General features: G+C 71.3%; 17 protein-coding genes and 1 tRNA gene. 6 read left to right on the top strand and 12 right to left on the bottom strand.

All coding sequences use genetic code 11. The features are described from left to right. Positions 1–10: 10 nt before the first annotated feature. On the top strand, positions 11–1,906 hold the full coding sequence (locus ACGF3A_RS15395) for an alpha-L-fucosidase (protein WP_393729816.1): 1,896 nt from the start codon (positions 11–13) through the stop codon (positions 1,904–1,906). Between the two features lie 111 nt (positions 1,907–2,017). Here the strand turns inward: ACGF3A_RS15395 and ACGF3A_RS15390 are convergent, their stop codons facing one another. Then, positions 2,018–3,106, bottom strand: a complete 1,089-nt coding sequence (locus ACGF3A_RS15390; RefSeq protein WP_393729814.1) for a glycoside hydrolase family 5 protein — start codon at positions 3,104–3,106, stop codon at positions 2,018–2,020. A gap of 109 nt (positions 3,107–3,215) precedes the next feature. After that, entirely contained in the window at positions 3,216–4,064 is an 849-nt protein-coding gene (locus tag ACGF3A_RS15385; RefSeq protein WP_393729812.1) for a heparin lyase I family protein, read from the bottom strand. Positions 4,065–4,301: 237 nt separating this feature from the next. Here ACGF3A_RS15385 and ACGF3A_RS15380 point away from each other — a divergent pair, with 237 nt between their 5' ends. After that, complete coding sequence (locus tag ACGF3A_RS15380; RefSeq protein WP_393729810.1) at positions 4,302–5,765, top strand: acyl-CoA synthetase; 1,464 nt, start codon at positions 4,302–4,304, stop codon at positions 5,763–5,765. 161 nt (positions 5,766–5,926) lie between these two features. Next, complete coding sequence (locus ACGF3A_RS15375) at positions 5,927–7,219, top strand: lactonase family protein (RefSeq protein WP_393729809.1); 1,293 nt, start codon at positions 5,927–5,929, stop codon at positions 7,217–7,219. Between the two features lie 45 nt (positions 7,220–7,264). Here the strand turns inward: ACGF3A_RS15375 and ACGF3A_RS15370 are convergent, their stop codons facing one another. The 4 genes from ACGF3A_RS15370 to ACGF3A_RS15355 form a co-directional block, all read right to left on the bottom strand. Next, complete coding sequence (locus tag ACGF3A_RS15370; RefSeq protein ID WP_393729807.1) at positions 7,265–8,335, bottom strand: LLM class flavin-dependent oxidoreductase; 1,071 nt, start codon at positions 8,333–8,335, stop codon at positions 7,265–7,267. A gap of 24 nt (positions 8,336–8,359) precedes the next feature. Then, complete coding sequence (locus tag ACGF3A_RS15365; protein WP_393729805.1) at positions 8,360–9,079, bottom strand: response regulator; 720 nt, start codon at positions 9,077–9,079, stop codon at positions 8,360–8,362. Positions 9,080–9,131: 52 nt separating this feature from the next. Then, a complete protein-coding gene (locus tag ACGF3A_RS15360; protein WP_393729803.1) occupies positions 9,132–10,373 on the bottom strand; it encodes an FAD-dependent monooxygenase in 1,242 nt (413 codons plus the stop codon). An 89-nt stretch (positions 10,374–10,462) separates the two neighbouring features. Then, complete coding sequence (locus ACGF3A_RS15355; protein WP_393729801.1) at positions 10,463–13,003, bottom strand: ABC transporter; 2,541 nt, start codon at positions 13,001–13,003, stop codon at positions 10,463–10,465. 74 nt (positions 13,004–13,077) lie between these two features. Here ACGF3A_RS15355 and ACGF3A_RS15350 point away from each other — a divergent pair, with 74 nt between their 5' ends. Then, positions 13,078–14,559, top strand: a complete 1,482-nt coding sequence (locus ACGF3A_RS15350) for a lipase maturation factor family protein (protein WP_393729800.1) — start codon at positions 13,078–13,080, stop codon at positions 14,557–14,559. Here the strand turns inward: ACGF3A_RS15350 and ACGF3A_RS15345 are convergent. Further along, entirely contained in the window at positions 14,554–15,084 is a 531-nt protein-coding gene (locus ACGF3A_RS15345; RefSeq protein ID WP_393729798.1) for a nuclear transport factor 2 family protein, read from the bottom strand. The two genes, ACGF3A_RS15350 and ACGF3A_RS15345, sit on opposite strands and share 6 nt — an antisense overlap. A gap of 132 nt (positions 15,085–15,216) precedes the next feature. Here ACGF3A_RS15345 and ACGF3A_RS15340 point away from each other — a divergent pair, with 132 nt between their 5' ends. After that, positions 15,217–15,588, top strand: coding sequence for a YybH family protein (locus ACGF3A_RS15340; RefSeq protein ID WP_393729796.1), 372 nt, complete (start codon positions 15,217–15,219; stop codon positions 15,586–15,588). 31 nt (positions 15,589–15,619) lie between these two features. Here ACGF3A_RS15340 and ACGF3A_RS15335 read toward each other — a convergent pair whose 3' ends face one another. Then, positions 15,620–16,711 (bottom strand): glycosyltransferase, encoded by a 1,092-nt coding sequence (locus ACGF3A_RS15335; protein WP_393729794.1) that lies wholly within the window; start codon positions 16,709–16,711, stop codon positions 15,620–15,622. Positions 16,712–17,153: 442 nt separating this feature from the next. Next, entirely contained in the window at positions 17,154–18,509 is a 1,356-nt protein-coding gene (locus ACGF3A_RS15330; protein ID WP_393729793.1) for an NAD(P)/FAD-dependent oxidoreductase, read from the bottom strand. A 221-nt stretch (positions 18,510–18,730) separates the two neighbouring features. Here ACGF3A_RS15330 and ACGF3A_RS15325 point away from each other — a divergent pair. Next, positions 18,731–18,804: transfer RNA gene (locus ACGF3A_RS15325), tRNA-Pro, on the top strand. A 121-nt stretch (positions 18,805–18,925) separates the two neighbouring features. Here the strand turns inward: ACGF3A_RS15325 and ACGF3A_RS15320 are convergent. The 3 genes from ACGF3A_RS15320 to ACGF3A_RS15310 all read right to left on the bottom strand — a co-directional run bounded on the left by ACGF3A_RS15320 (position 18,926) and on the right by ACGF3A_RS15310 (position 22,743). Then, complete coding sequence (locus ACGF3A_RS15320) at positions 18,926–20,428, bottom strand: LacI family DNA-binding transcriptional regulator (protein ID WP_393729791.1); 1,503 nt, start codon at positions 20,426–20,428, stop codon at positions 18,926–18,928. A gap of 71 nt (positions 20,429–20,499) precedes the next feature. Beyond that, entirely contained in the window at positions 20,500–20,814 is a 315-nt protein-coding gene (locus ACGF3A_RS15315; RefSeq protein WP_393729789.1) for a helix-turn-helix domain-containing protein, read from the bottom strand. Between the two features lie 453 nt (positions 20,815–21,267). Next, on the bottom strand, positions 21,268–22,743 hold the full coding sequence (locus ACGF3A_RS15310) for an ATP-binding protein (RefSeq protein WP_393729787.1): 1,476 nt from the start codon (positions 22,741–22,743) through the stop codon (positions 21,268–21,270). Positions 22,744–22,745: the final 2 nt, after the last annotated feature.

Here is a 22,745-nt window from a genome sequence, read left to right as displayed (position 1 = left end):
GGAGTTCTCGATGCGCCATTCAGCACGACGTCCCGCCCGGACCCTGGGCGTGTTGCTGGGAGCCGGACTGCTGGCCTCCGCCCTGCCCTCCGTCTCCGGCGCCGCCGAACCGGATCAGCGGCCTTCCCCCGCCTCCGCATCATCCGAATCACCGAAGGAGAAGAAGAAAACGAGGAACGCGAAGGTGACCGACGGCCCGGGTACGAACTACGCGACAGACGATCCGTTCACCTCTGACCGCACCGAATGGTGGCGGCAGGACCGTTTCGGAATGTTCATCCATTTCGGCGCCTACTCCAACCTGGAGGGCGAGTACACAAGACCGGACGGAACGGTCTGCCAGGACGCCGAATGGATCATGCGGGAGTGCGACGTCCCCAAGGACGCGTACGAGAAGCAGGCCGCCACGTTCGACCCGTCCGAGTTCGACGCCAAGAAGGTCGTGAAGGCCGCCAAGGACGCGGGGCAGCGGTACATCGTCATCACGTCCAAGCACCACGACGGCTATGCGATGTGGCCCACGAAGGTCAACAAATGGAACCTGCGTGACCACTCCTCGTTCGACAAGAAGCGCGACATCATGCGCGAGCTCAAGACCGAGGCCGACAAGGCGGGCATCAAGCTCGGCTTCTACTACTCCATCTGGGACTGGCACGACCCGGACTTCGCCGATCCGGCCACCTTCCCCAAGTACAAGAAGCGGATGTACGCGCAGCTCAAGGAGCTGGTCGGCGAGTACGATCCCGCGCTCCTCTGGTTCGACGGCGAATGGGACGCGGAGAACCCGACCAACCGCTGGTCCCCCAAGGACGGCGCCGAACTGGAGCGGTACGTGAAGGGCCTCAAGCCGGGCCTCCTGGTGAACAACCGGGTCGGCAAGCGCCGGGTCGTCGACGGCGACTTCGGCACCCCGGAGCAGGAGATCCCCGGCCAGCCCGTGGAAGGCCAGCCCTGGGAGAGCTGTATGACGCTCAACGGGCACTGGGGCTTCGCCCGCTACGACCACGAGTGGAAGTCCGCCGCGGAGCTGACGCGCAACCTTCTGTCGACGGCCAGCAGAAGCGGCAACTACCTGCTGAACATCGGGCCGGACAAGAAGGGGCGCGTCCCGGAGGAGTCGGTGGAGCGGCTGCGCGCGATGGGCGACTGGCTGCGCGCGAACGGCCAGGGGCGCGCGGTGTACGGCGCCGGGTACAGCGGACTCGTCGAGAAACCCGCGTGGGGCGAGGTCTCGCGCGAGGGCAGCAAGAAGCTGCACGCGGCCGTCACGGAGTGGCCGAAGGACGGGAAGGCGCTGCATCTGAAGGCGAGAGTGCCGTTCGACATCAAGGGGGCGCGCGTCCTGGGCAGCGACCAGAAGGTCACGGTGAAGAAGGCGGGCGACGGCTTCGACATCACCCCGTCCGGGGACGCGGTGAACGAGACCGCCACCGTCATCGAGCTCGCGGTGAAGTCGCCGGGTGGCGTGCGCGGCAAGGGCGAGGGGCTCAAGACGGAGATCTGGGACAACGACTCCTTCGAGGGCGCCCCCTCGGTGACGCGTACCGACGCGGGAATCAACTACGCGTGGCGGTTCGACGGCTCACCGGCCCCGTCCGTACCGGCCGACAATTTCAGCACCCGCTGGTCCGGTTCCGTCCAGCCGCGCTACACGGACACCTACACCTTCACCACCGTCTCGGACGACACGGCGAAGGTCTGGATCGACGGCAAGCTCGTCATCGACGCGGGCGTGCCGCACGACCCGAGGGTCGACAAGGGCACAGTGAAGCTCGAGGCGGGCAAGAAGTACGACATCAAGGTCGAGCACCGGGAGCAGGGCGGTGAGGCCCATATGAAGCTCCTGTGGTCGAGCCCGCAGCAACAGCAGGAGGTCGTCCCCGGCTCGCAGCTCTACAAGGACTGACGGGGCCCGACGGACAACGGAACCGATCGGTACCGGAACGGCCGTCCGGCCCGGGGAGTGCGCCCCACGCACGTACTCCCCGGGCCGGGTTCCGTACGGCCCTCCGTCCGGTCAGCTCTTGACGCGCTCCCGGATCCAGACACCGGCCTCCTTGAGGACCCCGGTGCCCTCCCACTGGTCGCCGTCACAGGTGCCCGGCTTGAACACCGCGCCCGAACGGTCGTCGTCGGAGTAGTTCCAGTTGGTCCAGGAGATGCCTTTCTTCTCCATCAGGTCGATGTACTTCTGCGACATGGTGAAGTCGTTCCCTCCCTCGCCCGCCGCGTTCTGGGTGCCGAACTCCGTGACGAACATGGGGAGCTTGTCCGCGGCCCTGGAGAGGGTCTGGAGGTACTCGTCGTCGTGGTCGGCGGCGTAGAAGTGGAAGGTGTACATGATGTTCTCGGCGTCGACGGGGTCGTCGATGACCTCCTTCTCGTCACCGTCCTCGGAGACGCCCAGCGAGGACCAGGCGCGGGTGCCGACGAGGGCGACGCCGTCCGGGTCGTGCTGCCGGATCACCGGGACGACCTCCTCGGCGTAGGACTTGATGTCCGTCCAGGAGACACCGCTGGGTTCGTTGGCGATCTCGTAGAAGACGTTCGGCTGGTCCGCGTACTTCTTCGCCATGTCGGTGAAGAACTTCTTGGCCAGGTCGGTGTTCTCGTTCGGGTCGCCGGGTTCGAGCTGGTGCCAGTCGATGATGGCGTACATGCCGCGCGCGATGGCCTGGTCGACGACGCGCTGGGCGAGCTTGGTGAACTTCTCGGGGTCGGACTCGTATCCGCCCTCCTGGACGTACGTGGAGACCCGCAGGACGTCCGCGCCCCAGTCGCCGGCGAGCGCGTCCAGGGAGCCGTCCGTGAGGCACTTCGCGTACCACTGGGTGCCGTGCGAGCTCATGCCTTTGAGCTGAACGGCCTTGCCCTTCTGGTTGCACAGCTTCTCGCCGCACACCTTGAGCTGTCCGTTCCGCGCGACGGCGGACCCGGCGGGAGCGGGGGCCGCGGTCCTGGCGGCCGTCCGGGAGGAGCTGTCCGGCTGCTCCTCCCCCGCGTTGGCGCTGAACTGGGGGGTGAGGGCGAGCAGAAGCGCGCCCGCGAGCGCTACGGCGAGAGCGATCCAGGGGAGCCGCCGCCGCGTGAAGGAGTGCTGGGCCATGGAGGTGTGCCTCCTGTCTCAGTCTTTCTCAGTGGGGGGATGGGGGGATGGGGGGATGTGAGGGGAGATGGAGATGTGGGGGGGGTGGTTGGAGAAGGGGGAGCGGGCGTCAGGGGGCGACGTCCTCGTAGCTCGTGCCCACCTTGGCGCTGTTGAGGTACGCGGTGGCCGGGCCCTTCACTCCGTCGGAGCGGTAGACGCCCCACTTGTCGGTGACCCAGTCGGCGCGCAGGGTGGCGCCCTTGAAGACGTCCTGGCCCTTGAGTTGCTGCTTCTTCCCGTTGGCCCAGAATTCGACCTTGCCCTTGGCAGGGTCGTCCGAGACGGTCAGGCCGACCACGAAGTCGTACCACTGGCCGGTCTTGAGGTCGGCCTGCCACAGCTCGGTGGTCTTGAGGTCCGGGTCGCAGTATTCGAGGTCGACGGTGCCGTTGCCCCGGGCCCGCAGGGAGAGCGGGGGTGTCGCGGCGCCGCCGCCGTAGTCCTTGAGCTGCCAGAGGGCGACCCAGTTCTTCTCCGCCGTGGGCAGCGGGTCCCACAGGGAGCGCCAGCCGACGTAGACCTTGTCGCCCTCCTGGAAGCGCAGACGTTCGCCGTCCGGCGTCCTGTGGCCGCGCGTCTCGACCCGTACGCGCTCATCGGGGTCGGTCTTCTCGCCCGAGGTGTGGAGCCGGTACGTCTTGCCGTGCTCGCCCGTCGGGTCGTCGACGACGCCGATCTCGCCGGGCTTCTTCTCGACGCCCTCGAAGACCTTGGTGCCCTGCGCGGGGTCGGCCTCCCAGCGGACCGCTTCGGCGCCGGGCCGTCCGTCCTCGCGTGCGTCGTCGGTTCCGGGCGTCGCGGTGGCGTTCCAGGCGCCGAGGAGCGCGAGGGCAGTCGCCGCCGCGGTGGCGCCGACCAGGGCGGGCCTCCCGTGGCGGCGACGCGCGCGATGGGTGCTGCTCCGGGCCATTCGCATGGCGGATCTCCGTGTTTGTGGGGGACATGACACCTCGCGAAGAGGTGGGGGTGGCGGGAAAGTTAGGGTTGTTTCCTATTGCCGTCAAGGGCAACAGGAAAGTTTCCTTACCTTTATCCTCGGCGTCACTCGGCATCACTCGGCATCGCTCGCCGCCCACCGTGTCCCGCCGCACCGCCCGGGGGCCGCCAGGTGAGATGCTGGCCGCCCCAGACGCGATCACGAAGGAGACCCCGGGTGTCCCTGCTCTTCCCCGCCCTCCAGGAGGCGTCCTCGCAGACCGCTCTGCGCTTCGGGGACCGCGCGCTCAGCTACCACGAGCTCGCCCGTGCCGCGAGCCGCCTCGCGGCACGCCTCGACAACGCCGCGCGGGTGGCCGTCTGGGCAACGCCCACCCTGGAGACGGCCGTTGGCGTGGTCGCGGGGCTGGTCGCGGGCGTACCCGTCGTCCCCGTGAACCCGAAGAGCGGCGACCGCGAGCTGACGCACATCGTCGGCGACAGCGCACCGGCCCAGGTGCTGACCGAGCCGGACGCCGACCTCCCAGAGCCGCTGTCGGGCCTGCCCCGCACGGGCGTCGACCTGGACGAGCTGCTCTCCGAGGAGACCGCGACTTCCTGGGGGCTGCCGCCCGAGCCGAGCCCCGGCTCCGCGGCGCTCATCGTCTACACCTCCGGAACGACCGGTCCCCCCAAGGGCGTCGTGCTCTCCCGTCGCTCCATCGCGAGCAACCTGGACGCGCTGGAGGACGCCTGGCAGTGGACGGCCGACGACGTCCTGGTGCACGGACTGCCGCTGTTCCATGTGCACGGGCTCATCGTGGGCGTGCTCGGCCCGCTGCGCAGGGGCGGCACCCTGCGGCACCTGGGGCGCTTCACGCCGGAGGGCGTGACGCGGGAGCTGGCGGGCGGCGGCACCATGCTGTTCGGCGTGCCGACCATGTACCACCGGCTCGCCGAAGCCTGCGGGACCAGCCCCGAGCTGGCGGACGCGCTCGGGGGCGCGCGCCTCCTCGTCTCCGGGTCCGCCGCGCTGCCGCTCCCCGACCACGAGCGGCTGACCAGAGCGACGGGACAGCACGTCGTCGAGCGGTACGGCATGACCGAGACCCTGATGAACACCAGCGTCCGCGCGGACGGCGAGCCCCGCCCCGGCACCGTCGGCGTCCCCCTGCGGGACGTGGACGTACGGCTGGTGGACGAGAGCGGCGAGCGGATCCCCGAGGGCGACCCGGAGAGCGTCGGCGAGCTCCAGGTGCGCGGCCCGAACCTGTTCACCGAATACCTCAACCGTCCGGACGCGACGACCGAGGCCTTCGACGGCGGCTGGTTCCGCACGGGCGACATGGCGACACGGGACGCCGACGGATACGTACGGCTGGTCGGCCGCAAGGCCACCGACCTCATCAAGAGCGGCGGCTACAAGATCGGCGCCGGAGAGATCGAGAACGTCCTGCTGAGCCACCCTGCCGTCGCCGAGGCCGCCGTCACCGGCGAGCCCGACGACGACCTCGGGGAGCGCGTCGTCGCCTGGATCGTTCCCGCCGACCCGCAGAGCCCGCCGGACGGCGACGAGCTGTCGGCGCTGGTCGCCGAGCAGCTCGCGCCGCACAAACGGCCGCGCGTGGTGCGCTTCCTCGACGCGCTGCCGCGCAACGACATGGGCAAGATCCTGAAGCGGGAGCTGCCCGCCGCGCAGTGACCGTGGGCCCGTCCGGTGCGCCGTTCCGTGGCGCACCGGACGGGCCGAAGTACCGGACCCTTGGCGGCAATTGGTCTGGACCTAAGCGGACTCCTTCGGCACTGTGGGGGCGATACGTGCCACGCGCCTCGTCCCCCACCACTCCCGAAAGGTGCGTCCCCATGGCATCGCGTTCACCGGAAATCCCGCCCCACAACCGTCCGACCGGAGCCACGCCCGGACCGGACACAGGCACCGACTCCGGCACCGGCACCGGCACCGGGATCAGCCCCGGGCCCGCACGACGCTCGTTCCTCGGAGTGCTGGGTGCGGGCGCGCTCGGCACCGCCGCGGTCGTCGGCGGTACGTCCGTGCCCTCCGCCCGTGCGGCCTCCACTCGACCGTCCCGCGGACGGCCGCACGGCAAGGACGCCGAGCTGCGCACCGCGTACCTCGGCACCTACGGCAGCGGGATCGTCACCTGCACCTACGACACGGCGACCGGGGCCCTCACCCGCACCGGCGACTTCCCCGGCATCACCGACCCCACCTTCCTCGCGCTCGCCCCCTCGGGCAAGGTGCTCTACGCCCTCGACAACGGCACCCCGGAAGGGCGCGTACGGGCCTTCGGCATCGGCGACGGCGGCGCGCTCACCCCGCTCGGCGAGGCACGCTCCACGGGCGGCGCCAACGTCACCCATCTGTCGGTCCATCCCTCGGGCCGTCACCTGCTGAGCGCGAACTACGGGGCGGGCAGCGTCGCCGTGCACCCCATCGGCGCGGACGGCGCTCCGGGCGAGCGCACGGCGCTCGTGCAGCACACGGGCTCGGGGCCGGACCCCGACCGCCAGGAGGGGCCGCACGCCCACCAGATCCTCACCGACCCGGACGGCGCCTTCGTCTTCGCCGTCGACCTGGGGACCGACCGGGTCTACACCTACGGGATCGACGCGGACAGCGGGGCGCTCGGCGCGGTCTCCGAAATGGCGTCCGTACCGGGCGCCGGGCCCCGGCACATGGTCTTCCATCCCAGCGCGCCGTACGCCTACGTGGCCAACGAACTGGACAGCACCATCACCGCCTGCGCCTTCGATCCGGCGACCGGCAAGCTCATCCGGGGCAAGAGCTGGCCGACGCTGCCGGACGGCGAGGATCCCGGGACGCGCAACTACCCGTCGGAGGTGACCGTCTCCGCCGACGGACGCTTCGTCTACCTGTCGAACCGCGGCCACGAGAGCGTCGCCTGGTTCGCCGTCGAGGACGGCGGCGCCGCGCTGCGCCTGGTGGACACGGTGCCGAGCGGCGGCTCCTGGCCGCGCCACATCAGCCTGTCGCCGTCGGGCTCGCTGCTGTTCGCGGGCAACCAGTACGGGCAAACCGTCGGCGTCTTCACGGTCGACGGGAAGACCGGGGCACTCACGGCGTCCGGTTCACCGGCCGCCACACCATCCCTGGGCTGCGTCCTGCCGACCTGACGCGACGACGGTGCCCCCGGGGCCCCTCCCGCCGCTCCGCGCCCGTCAGCGCGCCGCTGAGGCGGCGAGAGGGGTGACGGGCGGGACGGCGGAGGGTGCGCCGGACACGAGGCCGGTCGCGTGGGCCAGGCGCCGGTAGGAGTCCAGGCGGTCGGCCGGGTCGTGGGTGTTGAGCGTCAGCAGCAGCTCGTCGGCGCCCGTGCGGGCCGTGAGGGCGGCGAGCGCCGTCGCCATCTCGTCCCCCGTGCCGTGCAGTTGCGACGAGCGGGCGGCTTCGTAGGCCGTACGCTCGCGCGCCGTCATCGTCCGCGCGAGCACGTCCTCGGGCGGGGCCAGCGGCGTGAACGCGCCCTGGGTGCGGGAGACCGCCGTCGACCACGCCTCGGGCGCCTGGAGGCGCGCGGCCTCCTCCGCGCTGTCCGCCACGGCGACGTTGGCCGCGACCATCACGTACGGCTCCTCCGCCTGGCCGCCGGGCCGGAACGTCTCGCGGTAGGTCCCGATGGCGTCCAGCATCCGCTGCTCGTCCCGCGCCGCGCCGATGACCAGCGGCAGTCCGTGCTCGGCCGCGATCTCGGCGCCGGAGCCGACGGCGAGGAGGAAGGCGGGCACACGGAGCCCGTCGGCGGGCCGGGCGCGGACGGGGCCCGTGCCGTCGAAATAGGCGAGCAGTTCGGTGATCTGCTCGCTGAATCCGTCGGCGGCGTCCTTGCCGACGCGCAGCGCCTTGCGTATGCCGTCCGTGAAGCCGACCGACCTGCCCAGGCCCATGTCGATCCGGCCGGGGAAGAGCGACTCCAGCACCCCGAACTGCTCGGCGACCACCAAGGGCTGATGGTTGGGCAGCATCACGCCGCCCGTGCCCACCCGGATGCGGCTCGTGGCCGAGGCGACCGCGGCGGCGAGAACGGTCGGTGCCGAACCGGCGATGCCCGGGACCCCGTGATGCTCGGACACCCAGAAGCGGTGGTAGCCGAGCGCCTCGGCGTCCCGCGCGAAGGCCACCGTGTCGCGCAGCGCGGCGCCGGGGTGCTCGCCCTCGCGGGCGAGGGAGCGGTCGAGGATGGACAGGCGGGCCGGGACGGCCGCTGCGGGTCCGGTCGATGCAGAAGTCACACAGGTGTCAACACCGCGGAGCGCTCAGGATTCCCCGACGGACCCTCCCTGCCGCTCGCTCTGCCGCCCTCCCTGCCGCTCACCCGCGTCCTCCAGCAGGCCCGCGTCATGGGCCAGCAGCGCGATCTGCACCCGGTTGTTCAGGTCCAGCTTCGTCAGCACCCGGGAGACGTGCGTCTTGACCGTGGGGATGCTCATGTAGAGGGAACGGGCGATCTCCGCGTTCGACATGCCCTTGCCGACGGCGACGGCCACCTCACGCTCCCGCTCGCCCAGTCCGTCCAGCGCCTTACGGGCACGGTCCTTGCGGCTGTCCTCGCCCCCGGGCCGTACGTGGTGGATGAGCTGGCGCGTCACCGCGGGCGAGAGGACGGGCTCGCCGGAGGCCACCTTCCGTACGGCCGCCAGGATCTCGGCGGGCGGGGTGTCCTTGAGGAGGAACCCCGCAGCCCCGGCGCGCAGCGCACGCAGGACCTGCGCGTCCGCGTGGAAGGTTGTCAGCACGACGACCTCGGGCGCGTCGGGACGGGCCCGCAGCACCTCCGTGGCGGTCAGGCCGTCCATGGCGGGCATCCGGATGTCCATCAGCACGACGTGCGGCCTGTGCTCGTCGACGAGCGGGAGGACGCGGTCGCCGTCCTCGGCCTCACCGACGACGGCGACGTCGTCCAGCCCGTCCAGCATCAGCCGCAGCCCGGCACGGACCAGCGCGTCGTCGTCGACAAGGAGCACTCGGATGGTCATGGGGTCCACCGTAGCCACCCGGTCAGCAGGTCACAGCCACCCGGTCGCCCCGTCAGGCGCCCCCGGCCCGCACTTTCTCGTCCCAGTCGATGCGGTAGTGGGTCAGCCAGTCGACGCCCTCGGGGGGACGGCGGGGCGGCTCGGCCGTCTCCTGGCCCGTGGGGTCGCCCGCCCCCGCGGCCGCATTCCCCTGGCCCCGGCGGATGATGCTCCGGTTCATACGTGCGCTCTCCTCGACAACGGTCTCCACCCGTTCCCGGCGCAGCCGTTCGTACGCGGCGAACGCCTCGCCCGTGTCCGGAAGGTCGCGCAGGCAGCGGGCGAGGACGACGCCGTCCTCGATGGCCATGGACGCGCCCTGCGCGGCGTTCGGAGCGGCCGTGTGCGCCGCGTCGCCCAGGACGACCAGGGGGCCGCGTGACCAGTGGGGCGTGCGGGCGATGTCGTAGGCGTTGGTGGCGACGATCTCGCCCCCGGTGGAGCGGACGATCGCCGCGGCCGGGGAGGCGTCGTCCGCGAAGAGCCCGGCGACGTGCTCCCGCCAGCGCTCCGCCCGGTCCGGCGTCGCGGTCGAGAGCCGCTCACGGGGCAGCTCCTCGCCGGGGGTGTTGGCGAACCACCAGACCGTCCCGTCGGGCGCGAGGGTGCAGCCCAGGAAGGCGCGCGAGCCACGGATCATCCGGTACGTGCTCTGCTCCGGGGCCAGCTCGGAGGGGACGTCCCGGGCGTAACCGCAGACGGTCGTCTGTCCCGTGTACTGGGGCTCGGGGGCCTCGGGGTCGATCAGGCGGCGCGTGACGGAGTGCAGTCCGTCGGCCCCGATCAGCACGTCGCCGCGCGCGGTGCCGCCGTCCGCGAAACGGGCGGTCACGGTGCCGTCGGGCGCGGTCTCCGCCGACACGAACCGCTTGCCGTACTCGACGGCGACGCCCCGGCGCACGGCTTCATCACGCAGCGCGCGCCACAGCGCCGCGCGCTTGAGCGTGCGCGTGCCCAGGGGCTCTCGTCCGTCCACCTGAGCGCCGGTGGACGCGGGGCGCACGCCCATCCGCTCGCCCGAGGACGACAGCAGCTCGATGCGCGAAGCTGAGAACGACGCGTCCAGCACGGGGCCGTGGGCGTCTATGGTCCGCAGCGCCTCCAGGCCGTTGGGGAACAGCACGAGGAAGGCGCCGACGTCCTCGGCCTCCGCCGGATACGCCTCGTACACGGTGGCGCCGATACCCGCCTTGTGCAGCGCCATCGCCGTGACGGCCCCGCCGATGCCGCCCCCGATGATCAGAGCGTGGGTCATACGCGTCCTCCCCTGCCTCCCCTGGCCGTGCGGCCGCCCCGGCCCCGGCCCCGGCTCTCGTCCCGTCGTCCTGCCCGTACGGACCGGGGTCAGTCTTCCAGGGTTGCGCGCAGATACGGCGCGGTGGCGCCCGCAGCGGCGCGTGCCACCTCGGCGGGGGTGCCCGAGGCGACGACCCGCCCGCCCCGCTCCCCGCCGCCGGGACCGAGGTCGATGACCCAGTCGGCGCCCGCCACCACGGCCATGTCGTGCTCGACCACGACGACGCTGTGCCCCGCGTCGACCAGGCCGTGCAGCTCACGCATCAGGACGTCGGTGTCGGCGAGGTGCAGGCCGGTGGTGGGCTCGTCGAGGAGGTAGAGGGTGTGCCCGCGCCGGACCCGCTGGAGCTCGCTGGCGAGCTTGATGCGCTGGGCCTCGCCGCCCGAGAGCTCCGTCGCGGGCTGGCCCAGCCGCAGATAGCCGAGCCCGACGCGCTGGAGGGCGCCCAGGCCGCGCGCGGCGGCGGGCACGTCGGACAGGAAGCCGGCGGCGGCGTCGACGGTCATCTCCAGGACGTCGGCGACGGTGGCGCCCCGGTAGGTGATCTCCAGCGTCTCCGGGTTGTAGCGCGCTCCATGGCAGTCGGTGCACGGCGCGTACGTACCGGGCAGGAAGAGCAGCTCCACGGCGATGTACCCCTCGCCCTGGCAGGTGGGGCAGCGGCCGCTGGTGACGTTGAACGAGAACCGCCCGGCGTTGTACCCCCGGGCCCTCGCCTCGTCGGTGGCCGCGAACACCTTCCGTACCGCGTCGAACAGCCCCGTGTACGTCGCCAGGTTGGACCGTGGCGTCCGCCCGATCGGCTTCTGGTCGACGCGGACGAGCCGGTCGATCGCCTCCAGCCCCTTGGCGACGGCGACGCCCGCCTCGGGATCGGTCCGCTCCGCCCGGCCCACGTCCTCGCCGTCGGCGTCAGCGCCGGTGCCGACGGCGTCCCCGGTGCCGGGCTGCTCGGCGCCTCCGCCCGTACGGTCGGCGACGAGATCGGCGAGCACCTGGCTGACCAGCGTCGACTTCCCGGATCCCGAGACCCCGGTGACGGCCGTGAAGACGCCGAGGGGCACATCCACGTCCAGGTCCCGCAGATTGTGCCGCGTCACGCCGGAGAGGGAGAGCCAGCCCGCGGGCTCCCGGACCGGGCGAGCCGCTTCGGGACGCCCGGCCCCGGCGAAGAGCCAGCGCCTCGTCGCGGACGCCTCCGTGCCCGCCAGCCCCGGCACCTGGCCGCTGTAGAGGACCTCTCCCCCGTGCTCCCCGGCCCCGGGCCCCACGTCCACGATCCAGTCGGCGCGCCGGACGAGCGCCATGTCGTGCTCGACGACGAAGAGCGAGTTGCCCCCGTCCTTCAGCCGGTCGAGCACCGTCAGCAGCGCCTCGGTGTCCGCCGGGTGCAGCCCCGCGGAGGGCTCGTCCAGCACGTACACGACTCCGAAGAGCCCCGACCTGAGCTGCGTCGCGAGGCGCAGCCGCTGCAGCTCGCCCGCGGAGAGCGTGGGCGTGGGCCGGTCGGAGCTCAGATAGCCGAGGCCGAGCTCGGTCAGCACCTCGATACGGGAGACGAGGTCGCGGGCGAGCGTCGCGGCCACGTTCTCCTCGACGCTGCGCTCCCGCTCCCGCCCCCGTTCGCTCGGGTTCCCGGTCTCCTCGGCGGCCTCCGCGCTGGGCCGCAGCAGCTCCGCGAGCCGCTCCAGGGGCAGGGCCGCCAACGCGGCGATGTCGTGCCCCTCGAACGTCACCTCCAGCGCCTCGGGCCGCAGCCGCCGACCTCCGCAGACCGGACAGTCGGCGCTCACCAGGAAACGCTGCACCCGCTGCCGCATGGTCGCGCTCTTGGTGTCCGCGAACGTGTGCAGGACGTAGCGCTTCGCGCTCTGGTACGTGCCCTGGTACGGCCGCTGGATACGCCCCGCCTCCCGCACCGGATGCACCGTCACCACGGGCTGCTCGTCGGTGAAGAGCAGCCAGTCCCTGGCGTCCTGGGGCAGCTCGCGCCACGGCCTGTCGATGTCGTGGCCGAGCGTGGCGGTGATGTCCCGGAGGTTCTTGCCCAGCCACGCCCCGGGCCAGGCCGCGATGGCGCCCTCCCGGATCGTGAGCGACGGGTCGGGGACGAGCGACTCCTCGGTGACCCGGTGCACCGTTCCCAGGCCGTGGCACTCGGGACATGCCCCGGCGGCCGTGTTCGGCGAGAACGCGTCCGAGTCGAGCCTCCCGGCCCCCTCCGGATAGCTCCCGGCACGCGAGAAGAGCATCCGCAGCGAATTGGACAGCGTCGTGACCGTCCCGACCGAGGAACGCCCGGTGGGCGCCGAGCGGCGCTGCTCCAGGGCCACGGCGGGCGGCAGCCCGGTCACCTCCTCCACCCTCGGCGCGCCGACCTGGTGGATCAGCCGCCGCGCGTACGGCGCCACCGACTCGAAGTAGCGGCGCTGTGCCTCCGCGTACAGCGTCCCGAAGGCGAGTGAGGACTTCCCGGAGCCCGAGACACCGGTGAAGACGACGAGCGCGTCCCGTGGAATGTCCACGTCGACGCCCCGCAGATTGTGCTCGCGGGCGCCCCGCACCCGTACGTATCCCTCATCGCTCATCCGTCCATGATCTGCCACTCCGCACCGCGCCGCGCTCCGCCCCCGGGCGTGAGGACCGCCCAGGGGTGGTACCCATGGCCGCGATGGACTGGTTCACGCCATGGTTCCCGGCGCCCGGGTACGGCCTCAGCAGGCTGGTGCTCCAGCGCGCGCTGGCCTGCCTGTACCTGGTCGGCTTCGTGTCGGCCGCGCTGCAGTTCCGCGCGCTGCTGGGAGTGCACGGGCTGCTCCCCGTGCGGGCCTTCGTCCGGCGAGTGCCGTTCCGGGCGGCGCCGAGCCTCTTCCAGTGGCGCAGCACGGACCGCTTCTTCGCGGGCTGCGCCTGGGCGGGGGCCGCACTGTCCGCCGCCGTCGCCGCGGGGGCGGCGGACTCGGTGCCGCTGGGCGTCTCGATGGCGATGTGGGCACTGCTGTGGCTCCTCTATCTGTCGATCGTGAACGTCGGCCAGACGTGGTACTCCTTCGGCTGGGAGTCACTGCTGCTGGAGGCGGGCTTCCTCGCCGTGTTCCTGGGCAACGACGACGTCGCGCCGCCCGTGCTGGTGCTCTTCCTGCTGCGCTGGCTGCTGTTCCGCGTGGAGTTCGGCGCGGGCCTGATCAAATGGCGCGGTGACACCTGCTGGCGCGACCTGACGTGCCTCTACTACCACCACGAGACCCAGCCGATGCCCGGCCCGCTGAGCTGGTACTTCCATCACCTCCCCAAGCCTCTGCACCGTGTCGAGGTCGCGGCCAACCACGTGGCGCAACTCGTCGTCCCCTTCGGGCTGTTCCTCCCCCAGCCCTTCGCTTCCGCCGCCGCGGGGCTCGTGATCGTCACTCAGCTCTGGCTCGTGCTGTCGGGCAACTTCTCCTGGCTGAACTGGCTCACGATCGTCATCGCCCTGTCGGCGGTGGACCCCTCGCCGCTCACCGGCACCCCGTCGTACGGCGACACCCCGCTCTGGTTCGCCGTGCTGGTGTGCGGCGTGACGGCCCTGGTCGCCGTCCTCAGCTACTGGCCCGCGCGCAACCTGCTCAGCCACCGCCAGCAGATGAACCGCTCCTTCAACCCCCTTCACCTGGTCAACACCTACGGCGCCTTCGGCAGCATCACGCGGGTCCGTCGCGAAATCGTCCTGGAGGGCACCGCCGAGGAGCGCCTCACGTCCGCCACGGTCTGGCGCGAGTACGAGTTCCACGGCAAGCCCGGCGATGTCCGCCGTCTGCCTCGGCAGTTCGCCCCCTATCACCTCCGTCTCGACTGGCAGATGTGGTTCGGCGCGCTCTCCCCCGCGTACACGCGCGGCTGGTTCGAGCCCTTCGTCACGCGGCTCCTGGAGAACGACCCGCCCACCGTCCGCCTGCTGCGGAGCAACCCCTTCCCCGGAGCGCCGCCCGTCCACCTACGCGCCCTGCTCTACCGCTACCGCTTCACCACCCCCGCCGAGCGCCGGGAGACCGGCGACTGGTGGCACCGCACGCTGATCCGCGAATTCCTCCCTCCCGTCCGCACGGCTGCTCCCGTACCGCCTTCCGCCCGTGGCACGCCGGGCGACGACGGCCACGCATCATGAACGGTCATCGCCACTCCCGCTCCCATCCCCGCTCCCGTCCCCGGGCTCGCTGAAGCGTGCGGCCACCGCTTCGAGTCTGCCCATCCGGTGGGCCACGGCGAGGCCGTCCATGTAGTCCCGGGCATGGACGATCAGGCCGTCGCGGATGCGCAGCACCAACAGTCCGGGGAAGGCGAACGGGAGGCCGTCCGAGGCCAGCGTGCCGGTGACCACGTGCTCGGCGACGATCACCTCGCTGTCCGCGCCCTGGTGGACGGCGATCTCCTCGATCCGCCGCGGCCGCGCCGGGCTCGCGCCCCACACCGCTGCGTACCCCGCGCGTATCTCCTCGCGCCCTTCATAGCGCGGCGGCATCCCGGGGAAGAGGAACGGGAACTCATGAACGCCGTCGACCGCGTACAGCTCGGCGAGGTCGTCCGCAGACAGGGCGAGCATCGCCCGGTGGAAGAGGTCCAGCACCTCGCGCGGCCCTCGCCGGGGCCCCGCTCCGGGCGTGCCGGGTGTGACGGGGGAATCGGCTGACATGACAAGGCTCCATTCGTTGCGTCCTGGTGCCCGCGGAGCGGGCGCCGCCCGGGTGTCACCCCCTCGTGCCACGATGACCGGGCCGGGAACTCGCCCCGGCCTGAGGGGAGATCCCGAGGGGAGACGAGGGCAATGGGTTCCCACGGCGGCGTGCGGCACGAGCGGGCCACGTGCCCGGAGGATCTGAGCCGGTTCGTCCTGGAGCGGCTCAACACGGGCGACGTGGACGGGCTGGTGGCGCTGTACGAACCCGAGGCCGTGCTGGCCCTCCCCGACGGCCAGGTGGCCACCGGCAGCGGGGAGATCCGGCAGGCGTACGAGCAGATCGTGGCCGCCCGTCCAGTCTTCTCCCCCGGCGAGCAGCAGCCCACGCTGCGCACGGACGACCTCGCGCTGACGTCCACCCGCCTGCCGGGCGGCGGCACCACGGTCGAGGTGGCCCGCCGCCAGCCTGACGGCACCTGGCTCTGGGTCCTCGACCATCCCAGCTTCCCGGTGGGTTAATCGCCTGTGCCCCGCCCCACGGTGCGCCCGTTCAGCATCCGGCCGCCACTGCCGTCGGGGCCCGTCCCTTCTCGTACACGGTCAGTCCCCGCGACAGCTTCAGTGGAACGAGGACCAGCTCGACCAGCACCGCCTTCCACGCGTACCAGAGGTTGACGATCTTGGTGGGGTAGACACAGGGGACGTTCCAGAGCACCTTCCTCAGCGGCAGTCCTCGTCTGCGTGCCGCGTAGACCAACGGCGGCAGGGTGAAGAGGACCTCGATGCCCAGCCACCACCCCAGCGTGGGCAGCACCGGCCGGTCCAGGCCGAGCGTGAGCACCAGCGGCGCGCTCCACCACAACGGCGCGGTCAGGATCTCCAGCAGCGCGACCAGCACCCACAGCGCCAGCATCGGCTTCCGCCGGACCAGGGCGCCCGTGTGGATCCGCACGTTCTGACAGAACCCGGCCATCCACCGCCACACCTGCTTGCGCAGATAGAGCAGGCTCTCCGGGTCGGCCGCCCAGGCGACAGCGTCGCTCACGTAACGCGCACGCCACCCCTCGATCTGGCACATCCAGGTGAAGTCCATGTCCTCCACGATCGTGCGGGTCAAGAAGCCCTGTCCGGCCAGCGCCTCCCGCCGGAACATCGAGCAGCATCCCGAGCAGACCATCGGGCTGTCGGCGCGCGCCTGGATGGGGCGATGCCAATGGAAGCCGAAGAGATACTCCACCGACCGGCCCCGCTCCCACACGGTCCGCGCGAACCTCGTCTGCACGTTCCCCGCCGCGACCACCACCTCCGGGTCGTCGAAGGCCGGGACGAGCCGCTCGATGTAGTCCGGGGCGAGGACCGTGTCGGCGTCGACGGCCAGCACCAGGTCCGTGGTGCACCACGGCAGCGCGTGATTCTGGGCCTTCGCCTTGCTGCCCAGGTTGGCGGGCGGGCGCATCACCTCCGCCCCGTACCGACGGGCCACCTCGCCCGTACGGTCGTCGGAGGCGTCGTCCACGACGATCACCCGGTCCGGCGGGAGCGTCTGGGCCCGCAGCGACTCCAGGGTGGCGGGCAGCCCCTCTTCCTCGTTGTGAGCCGGAATGATCACCGTGACGCCGCTGGCGACTCGGCCAGCGCTCACGTCACCGTCGGCACGCATGCCTCACCACTCCCCCACCCGCCCCGCCCGCCCCGTCGGCGCCAGCTGCGCCCCCGACCCGTCCGACCCCGTCTGTCGCACCAGGCCCCGACGCTTTCCCTGACCAGCACCACGACACCCACCGCTCCGTACACGAGCAGGCTGAAACCGACGACGGGCAGTCCCCCATGCATCCCGGTCCCCCTTCACCTTCCGTCCGGCCGCCGACGCTCTCCGCCGCGGCGCTTCAGAAGGTAGCCGGGTCCCTCACTCCCCGTTCCGACAGCTCACTTTCTGTGGATGACCGCACGACTGGGGACAAGTCCGTCACCCTCGCGAGTGACCCACGCCCTTTCCCGGGGGGGGATTCACGCCCCCTCTCCGGAGGAGGTTCACGCCCCCTTCCCGGATTCCCGGAGGGAATTCACGCCCCCTCACGCGTTGCTCACGCCCCCTCCGGCAGCCGGGCGACCTCCGGTGACGAGGACTCCAGCGGCACCGACCACGACCGTACGAGCCCAAGCTGGACCGCCTGCCGTGGCAGCACCGCGTCCAGCATCCAGTCCGCGAGGACCCGTACGCGGTTCCCCGGCATCGCCGCCAGGTGATAGCCGCGGGTGACCGCGTTGGCGAGCGGCCCGGACAGCGGCACGTGCAGCGGGTTCGCCGCGCCCTGAAGGCCGCCGAGGTCGACGGTGAACCCCAGGTCATGATGCTTGTACGGGCGCGCGGCCCCGTAGCCGTACGAGGCCGCCAGATTGTGCGCGGCGATCTTCCCCTGCCGTACCGCGTGCTGCGCCGTCATCGGCGTGAACTCGCCCTCCCGCGTCAGGTCCGGCACCGCCGCCGCGTCCCCGCAGGCCAGCACGTCCGGCTGCCCCGGCACCCGCAGGTACTCGTCCACGACGAGCCGTCCCCGTTCCACCGGCAGCCCCATCTGCTCGACCAGCGGGTCCGGACGTACGCCGACGCACCAGATCAGCGAGTGCGTCCGGACGAACTCCCCGTCGTCCAGCAGCACGCCCTCCCCCGTCGCCTCCTGTACGGACGTTCCCGTACGGACGTCGACACCGCGCCGCGCCAGTACGCGGTGCGCCGTCTTCGACAGCCGCCGGTCCAGCTCGGGCAGCACGCGCGGCGCGATGTCCAGCAGCATCCATTTCGGCCGCCGGTCGCCCCGCAGACCGCCACCGCCCTTCGTGCCGTCGCCGAGCGTGCCGCCCGGCCTGCTGTGCTGCTTGGCCAGCGCGTCCGTGAAGAGCGCGCCGTGCGCGGCCACCTCCGTACCCGTGTAGCCCGCGCCGACCACGACGAACGTGCACCGCGCCGCGCTCTCGGCCGGGTCCTCCGTGGTCGCCGCCATCGCGATCTGCCGCGTGACGTGATCACGCAGATACAGCGCCTCCGGCATCCCCCGGAAGCCGTGCGCGTGCTCGGCGACGCCGGGGATGGGCAGCAGCTTGTTCACGCTGCCGACGGTGAGCAGCAGCCTGTCGTACCGCAGCTCTCCCTCCTGCCCCTCCGGGTCCCGGAAGTGGAGCTGCCGCTTCTCCAGGTCGACCTCGCCGACCTCCCCGAGCACCAGCCGTACGCGCGGCAGCGTCCCCGCGAGCGAGACGGACACCCGTCGCGGCTCCAGCACGCCTGCCGCCACCTCGGGGAGCAGCGGCAGATACAGGAAGTAGTCGTGGGGGTTCACCAGCACGATCTCCGCCGCCCCACGGAAGCGGCGCGACAGCGTACGGGCCGCCTGGTACCCGGCGAACCCTGCTCCGACGATCACGATGCGGGACCGGCTCACGGTCGACTCCCCCTCTCGGAAGCCCGGGGGCGCGACGGGAGCCCCGGGAGTCACCCCATACAGGTCAGGACCACCGAAGTTTCCCGATCCCCGCACGCCAAACCCCGCCCACGTACGCGATCACGCCCCCACGGAGAAGGGGTGCGCGAGCACCCCCTGAAGTGCTGTATTGTTCTTTGTGCGCGAGCGGCGAGGGGAAAGCCCCGAAGCCGGACGAGCACCGGGACGTGGCGCAGTTTGGTAGCGCACTTGACTGGGGGTCAAGGGGTCGTGGGTTCAAATCCCGCCGTCCCGACCGGTGAAGTAGCAGGTGAGGGCCGATCTTCCGACAAGGGAGACCGGCCCTCACTGCCGTTCAGGGGCCGTTGGGGAGAATTCTGGGAGAAGATCTTGGAATCTTCGCCCCCTGACGACCGCTAGCTCAAGCCCCGAAGGAGCCCGTCGAGCACCGCGACGGGCGACCCCGAGCAGAGCTCCCGGCGCTGTTCCAGCGCCTCCTCCCACAGCCGGGTGAGCCCCTGCATGAGGTTCTGCCGCATGTCGTTCGTGACGTGGGAGTAGTGGGCGGAGATGGAGCTGTCGGTGTGCCCCATGCGCTCGTCCTTGAGTGCCTTCTCCGTCCTCAGCCCGTCCATGTCGGTCTTGTGCCCGTGCCTCAGCCCGTGCGGCGTCAGGCCCGGCCGAATGGGAACCCAGCACGCATCGGCCCGGCCCGCGGCGTTCCGGCCGCGCACCGGAACGCCGGGCCAGGGCTCCCCCAGCAGCGGCACCGGCCGGGCCTCCTGCGGCGCCTTCTTCGGGTACCAGCCCGTCACCGCGGGCTGGAAGACCCAGGTGGCGAATCCGTTCCGGCGCCAGTGCGGGGCCGCGGGAGACAGAGCGTGGTTCGGGATGAACCCCAGCTCGCTCGCCGCCGCCTCGACACGCTGACGCGTGGCCTCGGCCACCCGTTCCGGGCGGTTGAGAACGTTGGAGACCGTGCCGGTGGACACGCCCGCACGCCGGGCCACATCGATGAGCTTGGCGCCCGGCCGGTGGGTACGCGCGGTCCCCAGCCCCCGGAAGACGTACCGCTTCCCATGGCAGTGGCACGGCTCGGGCCGGGTGCGCCGGATGTGATCCATGATCAGGCCGGTGAGGAACGCCGGGGCGTCAACTGTCCGGTAGCTGTCGTCCTTCGGCGGACATCGCAGCAGCTCCCCGGAGTCCAGCTCGTAGAGCTGCCACTCGATGCGGATGGCCTCGGGGCGAACGTACTCGGTCTCCAAGCCCACCAGTTCGCCCCAGCGGGCGCCCGTGTACTGCTTGGTCACGCAGCCCACGAACTCGTCATCGCGACCGGAGAGAAGCGCCGCGCGTTCGGCCAGCAGCAGCCCCTGCAGGGGACTCACGATGGCCTTCTCGGGGCCGCGCACCGATGAGCGTCCGGCTCGCTTGCCGCGCCCCCGGCGCTTCGCCGCGGGGTTGGACTCGATGAGCCCTTCCTCCACCGCATCCGCCAGGATCAGGTGCAGAATCTTGCGCCAGGTCGTGACGCTGTTGACCGCGTAGGACTCCTTCTCCCGCTTCTCCCAGCCGTTGACGTCGCCGCGCCGGATGTCGGCGAGCGGCGACGTCTCGAACTCGGGGAGCAGGTGCACCTCGATGGCGTACCGGTAGCCCTGCATGCTCGACGCCGCGAGATCCTGCTCGGCGAACCACTGGTTCGCGTACTCGCCAAAGCTGATCCGGCCCGCTGAAGGATCGCGCCACGTACCGGCGCGCACCCGGCTCTCCTCGTCCTGCGCCGCCTGCTCCGCAGCCCTGCGGGTCAGGAACCGCACAGTGGCGCCCGTCGGATCCTTGACCGTGCCGTACTTGCCCGGCGCGATCTTGTATCGGGCACGCCAGTACGGGCCGCGATTCTCTGCGAATCCCATGTGTTCCTCTCGATGGCACGGCTACGGGGTGCGCCCCGCGCTGGGACGCACCCCGTAGCACTCTTCGTTGATCAGGCGGCGCTGCGCTTGCGTCGCGGCGGGCGCGCGCGGAGCGGCACAACCGCCGCTGTTGCGGCAGGAGAACGGCGGCGAGGCGAAGCGGGGGCACTCTGCCCTGCCGCCTGTTCCGGTCGCTGTTCGAAGATGAGGAAGATCTCCTCTACGTGAGCCTTCGTGAAGCGGTAGCCGCTGCCGCTCTTGATGAAGGGAATGCGGCCCCGCCGGGCCTGTTCCTTCACCCACCATTCCGAGCATTCGAGGGCTTCGGCCACCTGCGCGGCCTTGAAGAGGCGTGGCAGATCAGAATGTCGTTGCTGGGAGGTCATCTCTACCCCTTCTGGGCGGTTGGCCTGTGTCGTGGTGAGTGCGTCTGTCCGAGGTGCGGATTTCTGCGTCACTGCGTCATACGCGTCACCTAGGCGTCTGACCAGCAGTTTTGCGTGACGCAGACGCCCGAAACCCGCGTCACGGTCCGGGGCCTGTGTCACTGGCCCATGACGCGGATGACGCGGCATGACGCAGGTTTCGGGCATCTGCGTCACGGCCGTTGAGGCAGGTCAGCGGCCGTCTTGCCGGTGACGGATGACGCGGTGACGCAGACCTTCCCTACTTAGGAAAAAAAGGAGGGGTGTCTGTAGTAGTGCGAGCGCGGCTCAAGACGCGAAGAAGGAGCCGCTTCGCGGCGCGACCTTCACGCGCCGCTGTCGCGGCGAACAGCAAGAGGAGCACCCCGCCCCGGGTGCTCCTCTTGCTGTTCTGCCGGTACGCAAGGCGTGCTGTCAGTGCAGCGTGCCCTGCTGGTGCAGGGGTTCGGGTACGGGTCGGGTGATGGCGATGTAGCGGGCGGTAGCGGCGCGGCCCCAGTCAACGACGACGCCCCGGGCGGCGAAGGTGGGCTGGAGCCGCTTGAGGCGGTCGGAGAGGACCTTTCCCGTGGTCGGCCAACCCTTGGGCAGAGGGCGGCACTCCTCGCCCTGGTGCAGGCGGCTGAGGCACTCCAGCCACTCCGAGGACGTCATCCGCTCCTCCACACCCGGTTCGAGGGCGGCGGCGTACTGCAGGACGGTCTGCGCGAGCAGGTCGCCCTCGATGACGTCGTCGTTGAGGTCGTCCAGGCTGGCCCGGTAGGCGGGCAGCGAGGCAAGCCCGGTGGCCGCGTCGAACTGGGCACACAGGTGCGCGAAGTCCGCCATGCGCAGATCGGTCGGGGTCTCCGCCTCGGTGGCGCGCACCTTGACGGTGAGGTCGAGGAGCGAGCCGAGGATGACCGGCAGCGCCTCGGCGAAGTCGGCCCACAGCTCCGCCTCGGTGCGCCGGACGCGGGGACGCTCCAGCCGCAGCGGCAGGAGACGTTCGGCGAGGTCGGGTCGGATGACGCCCACGTCGATGCCGGTCAGCAACAGGGGGCGGCGGTAGCGGGAACGGTAGACGTCGCCGTCGCTGAACAGGGCCCGCTTGATGGACTCGGCGCCGGTGACGATGCAGCACATCAGGTCGGACAGATCCGGCGCCAGGTGAGAGAGGTTGTCCAGGGCGGTGATCCACCCTGCCGCCACTGCGGTGATGAGGCTTTCCTCGTCCTTGGGGGCGCGGCGCAGGTCGCCGCTCATGCCCTCGATGACGCGGACGAGCATGCGGCCCGCGGTGGACTTGCCCGCGCCCTGGGGACCGGTGAGGAAGGGCGCGGGGACGGGCACGGAGGGTTCCAGGCAGCCCACGAGCCAGGCCAGCGCGAGACATTCGGTGTCCGGGGTGGCGAAGTTCGTCAGCCGCAACAGGGCATCGATGCCCTTGCCGCCGGTGTCCTTGACCGGCAGCGGGAGCTCGCCGGTGAGCTGGGTACGCCGCCAGCACACCTCCGCCGGGTCGGGGGTGACAAGGTCCCAGCCGGTGGGGTGGATGCGTACGGATTGCCCGTCATCGCGGCCCAGGTCCAGCCAGGAGGCCCCGTCGAAGCCGGGGGCGACGCGGATGTGGGTGGACTGGACGTCCTCGGTCAGCGCGAGTGCTTCGATCAAGTCGAGTGCCTCCTTCAAGGCGGTGCCGTTGAACACGCCGCAGCCGTCCTTGAACAGGCCGACCATGAGTTCCTGGCGGTGGCTGCCGGTGGTGCCCTGGGAGCGGATGGGGCGGGCGACGGGGTGGCCGTTGCGCTGGGCGTAGACCATGCCGTCCACGGTGCGGAAGTAGCGGAAGTGGGATTGCGCGTAGTCGGTGATGACCTCGCGTGCGGGGGGCTTGTCGTCCTCGGACATCG

The organism is Streptomyces sp. NPDC048172, assembly GCF_043202595.1.
Taxonomy (GTDB): domain Bacteria; phylum Actinomycetota; class Actinomycetes; order Streptomycetales; family Streptomycetaceae; genus Streptomyces.
The sequence above is the reverse complement of the archived record's forward strand: the minus strand, read 5'-3'. Positions and strand labels throughout refer to the sequence as shown.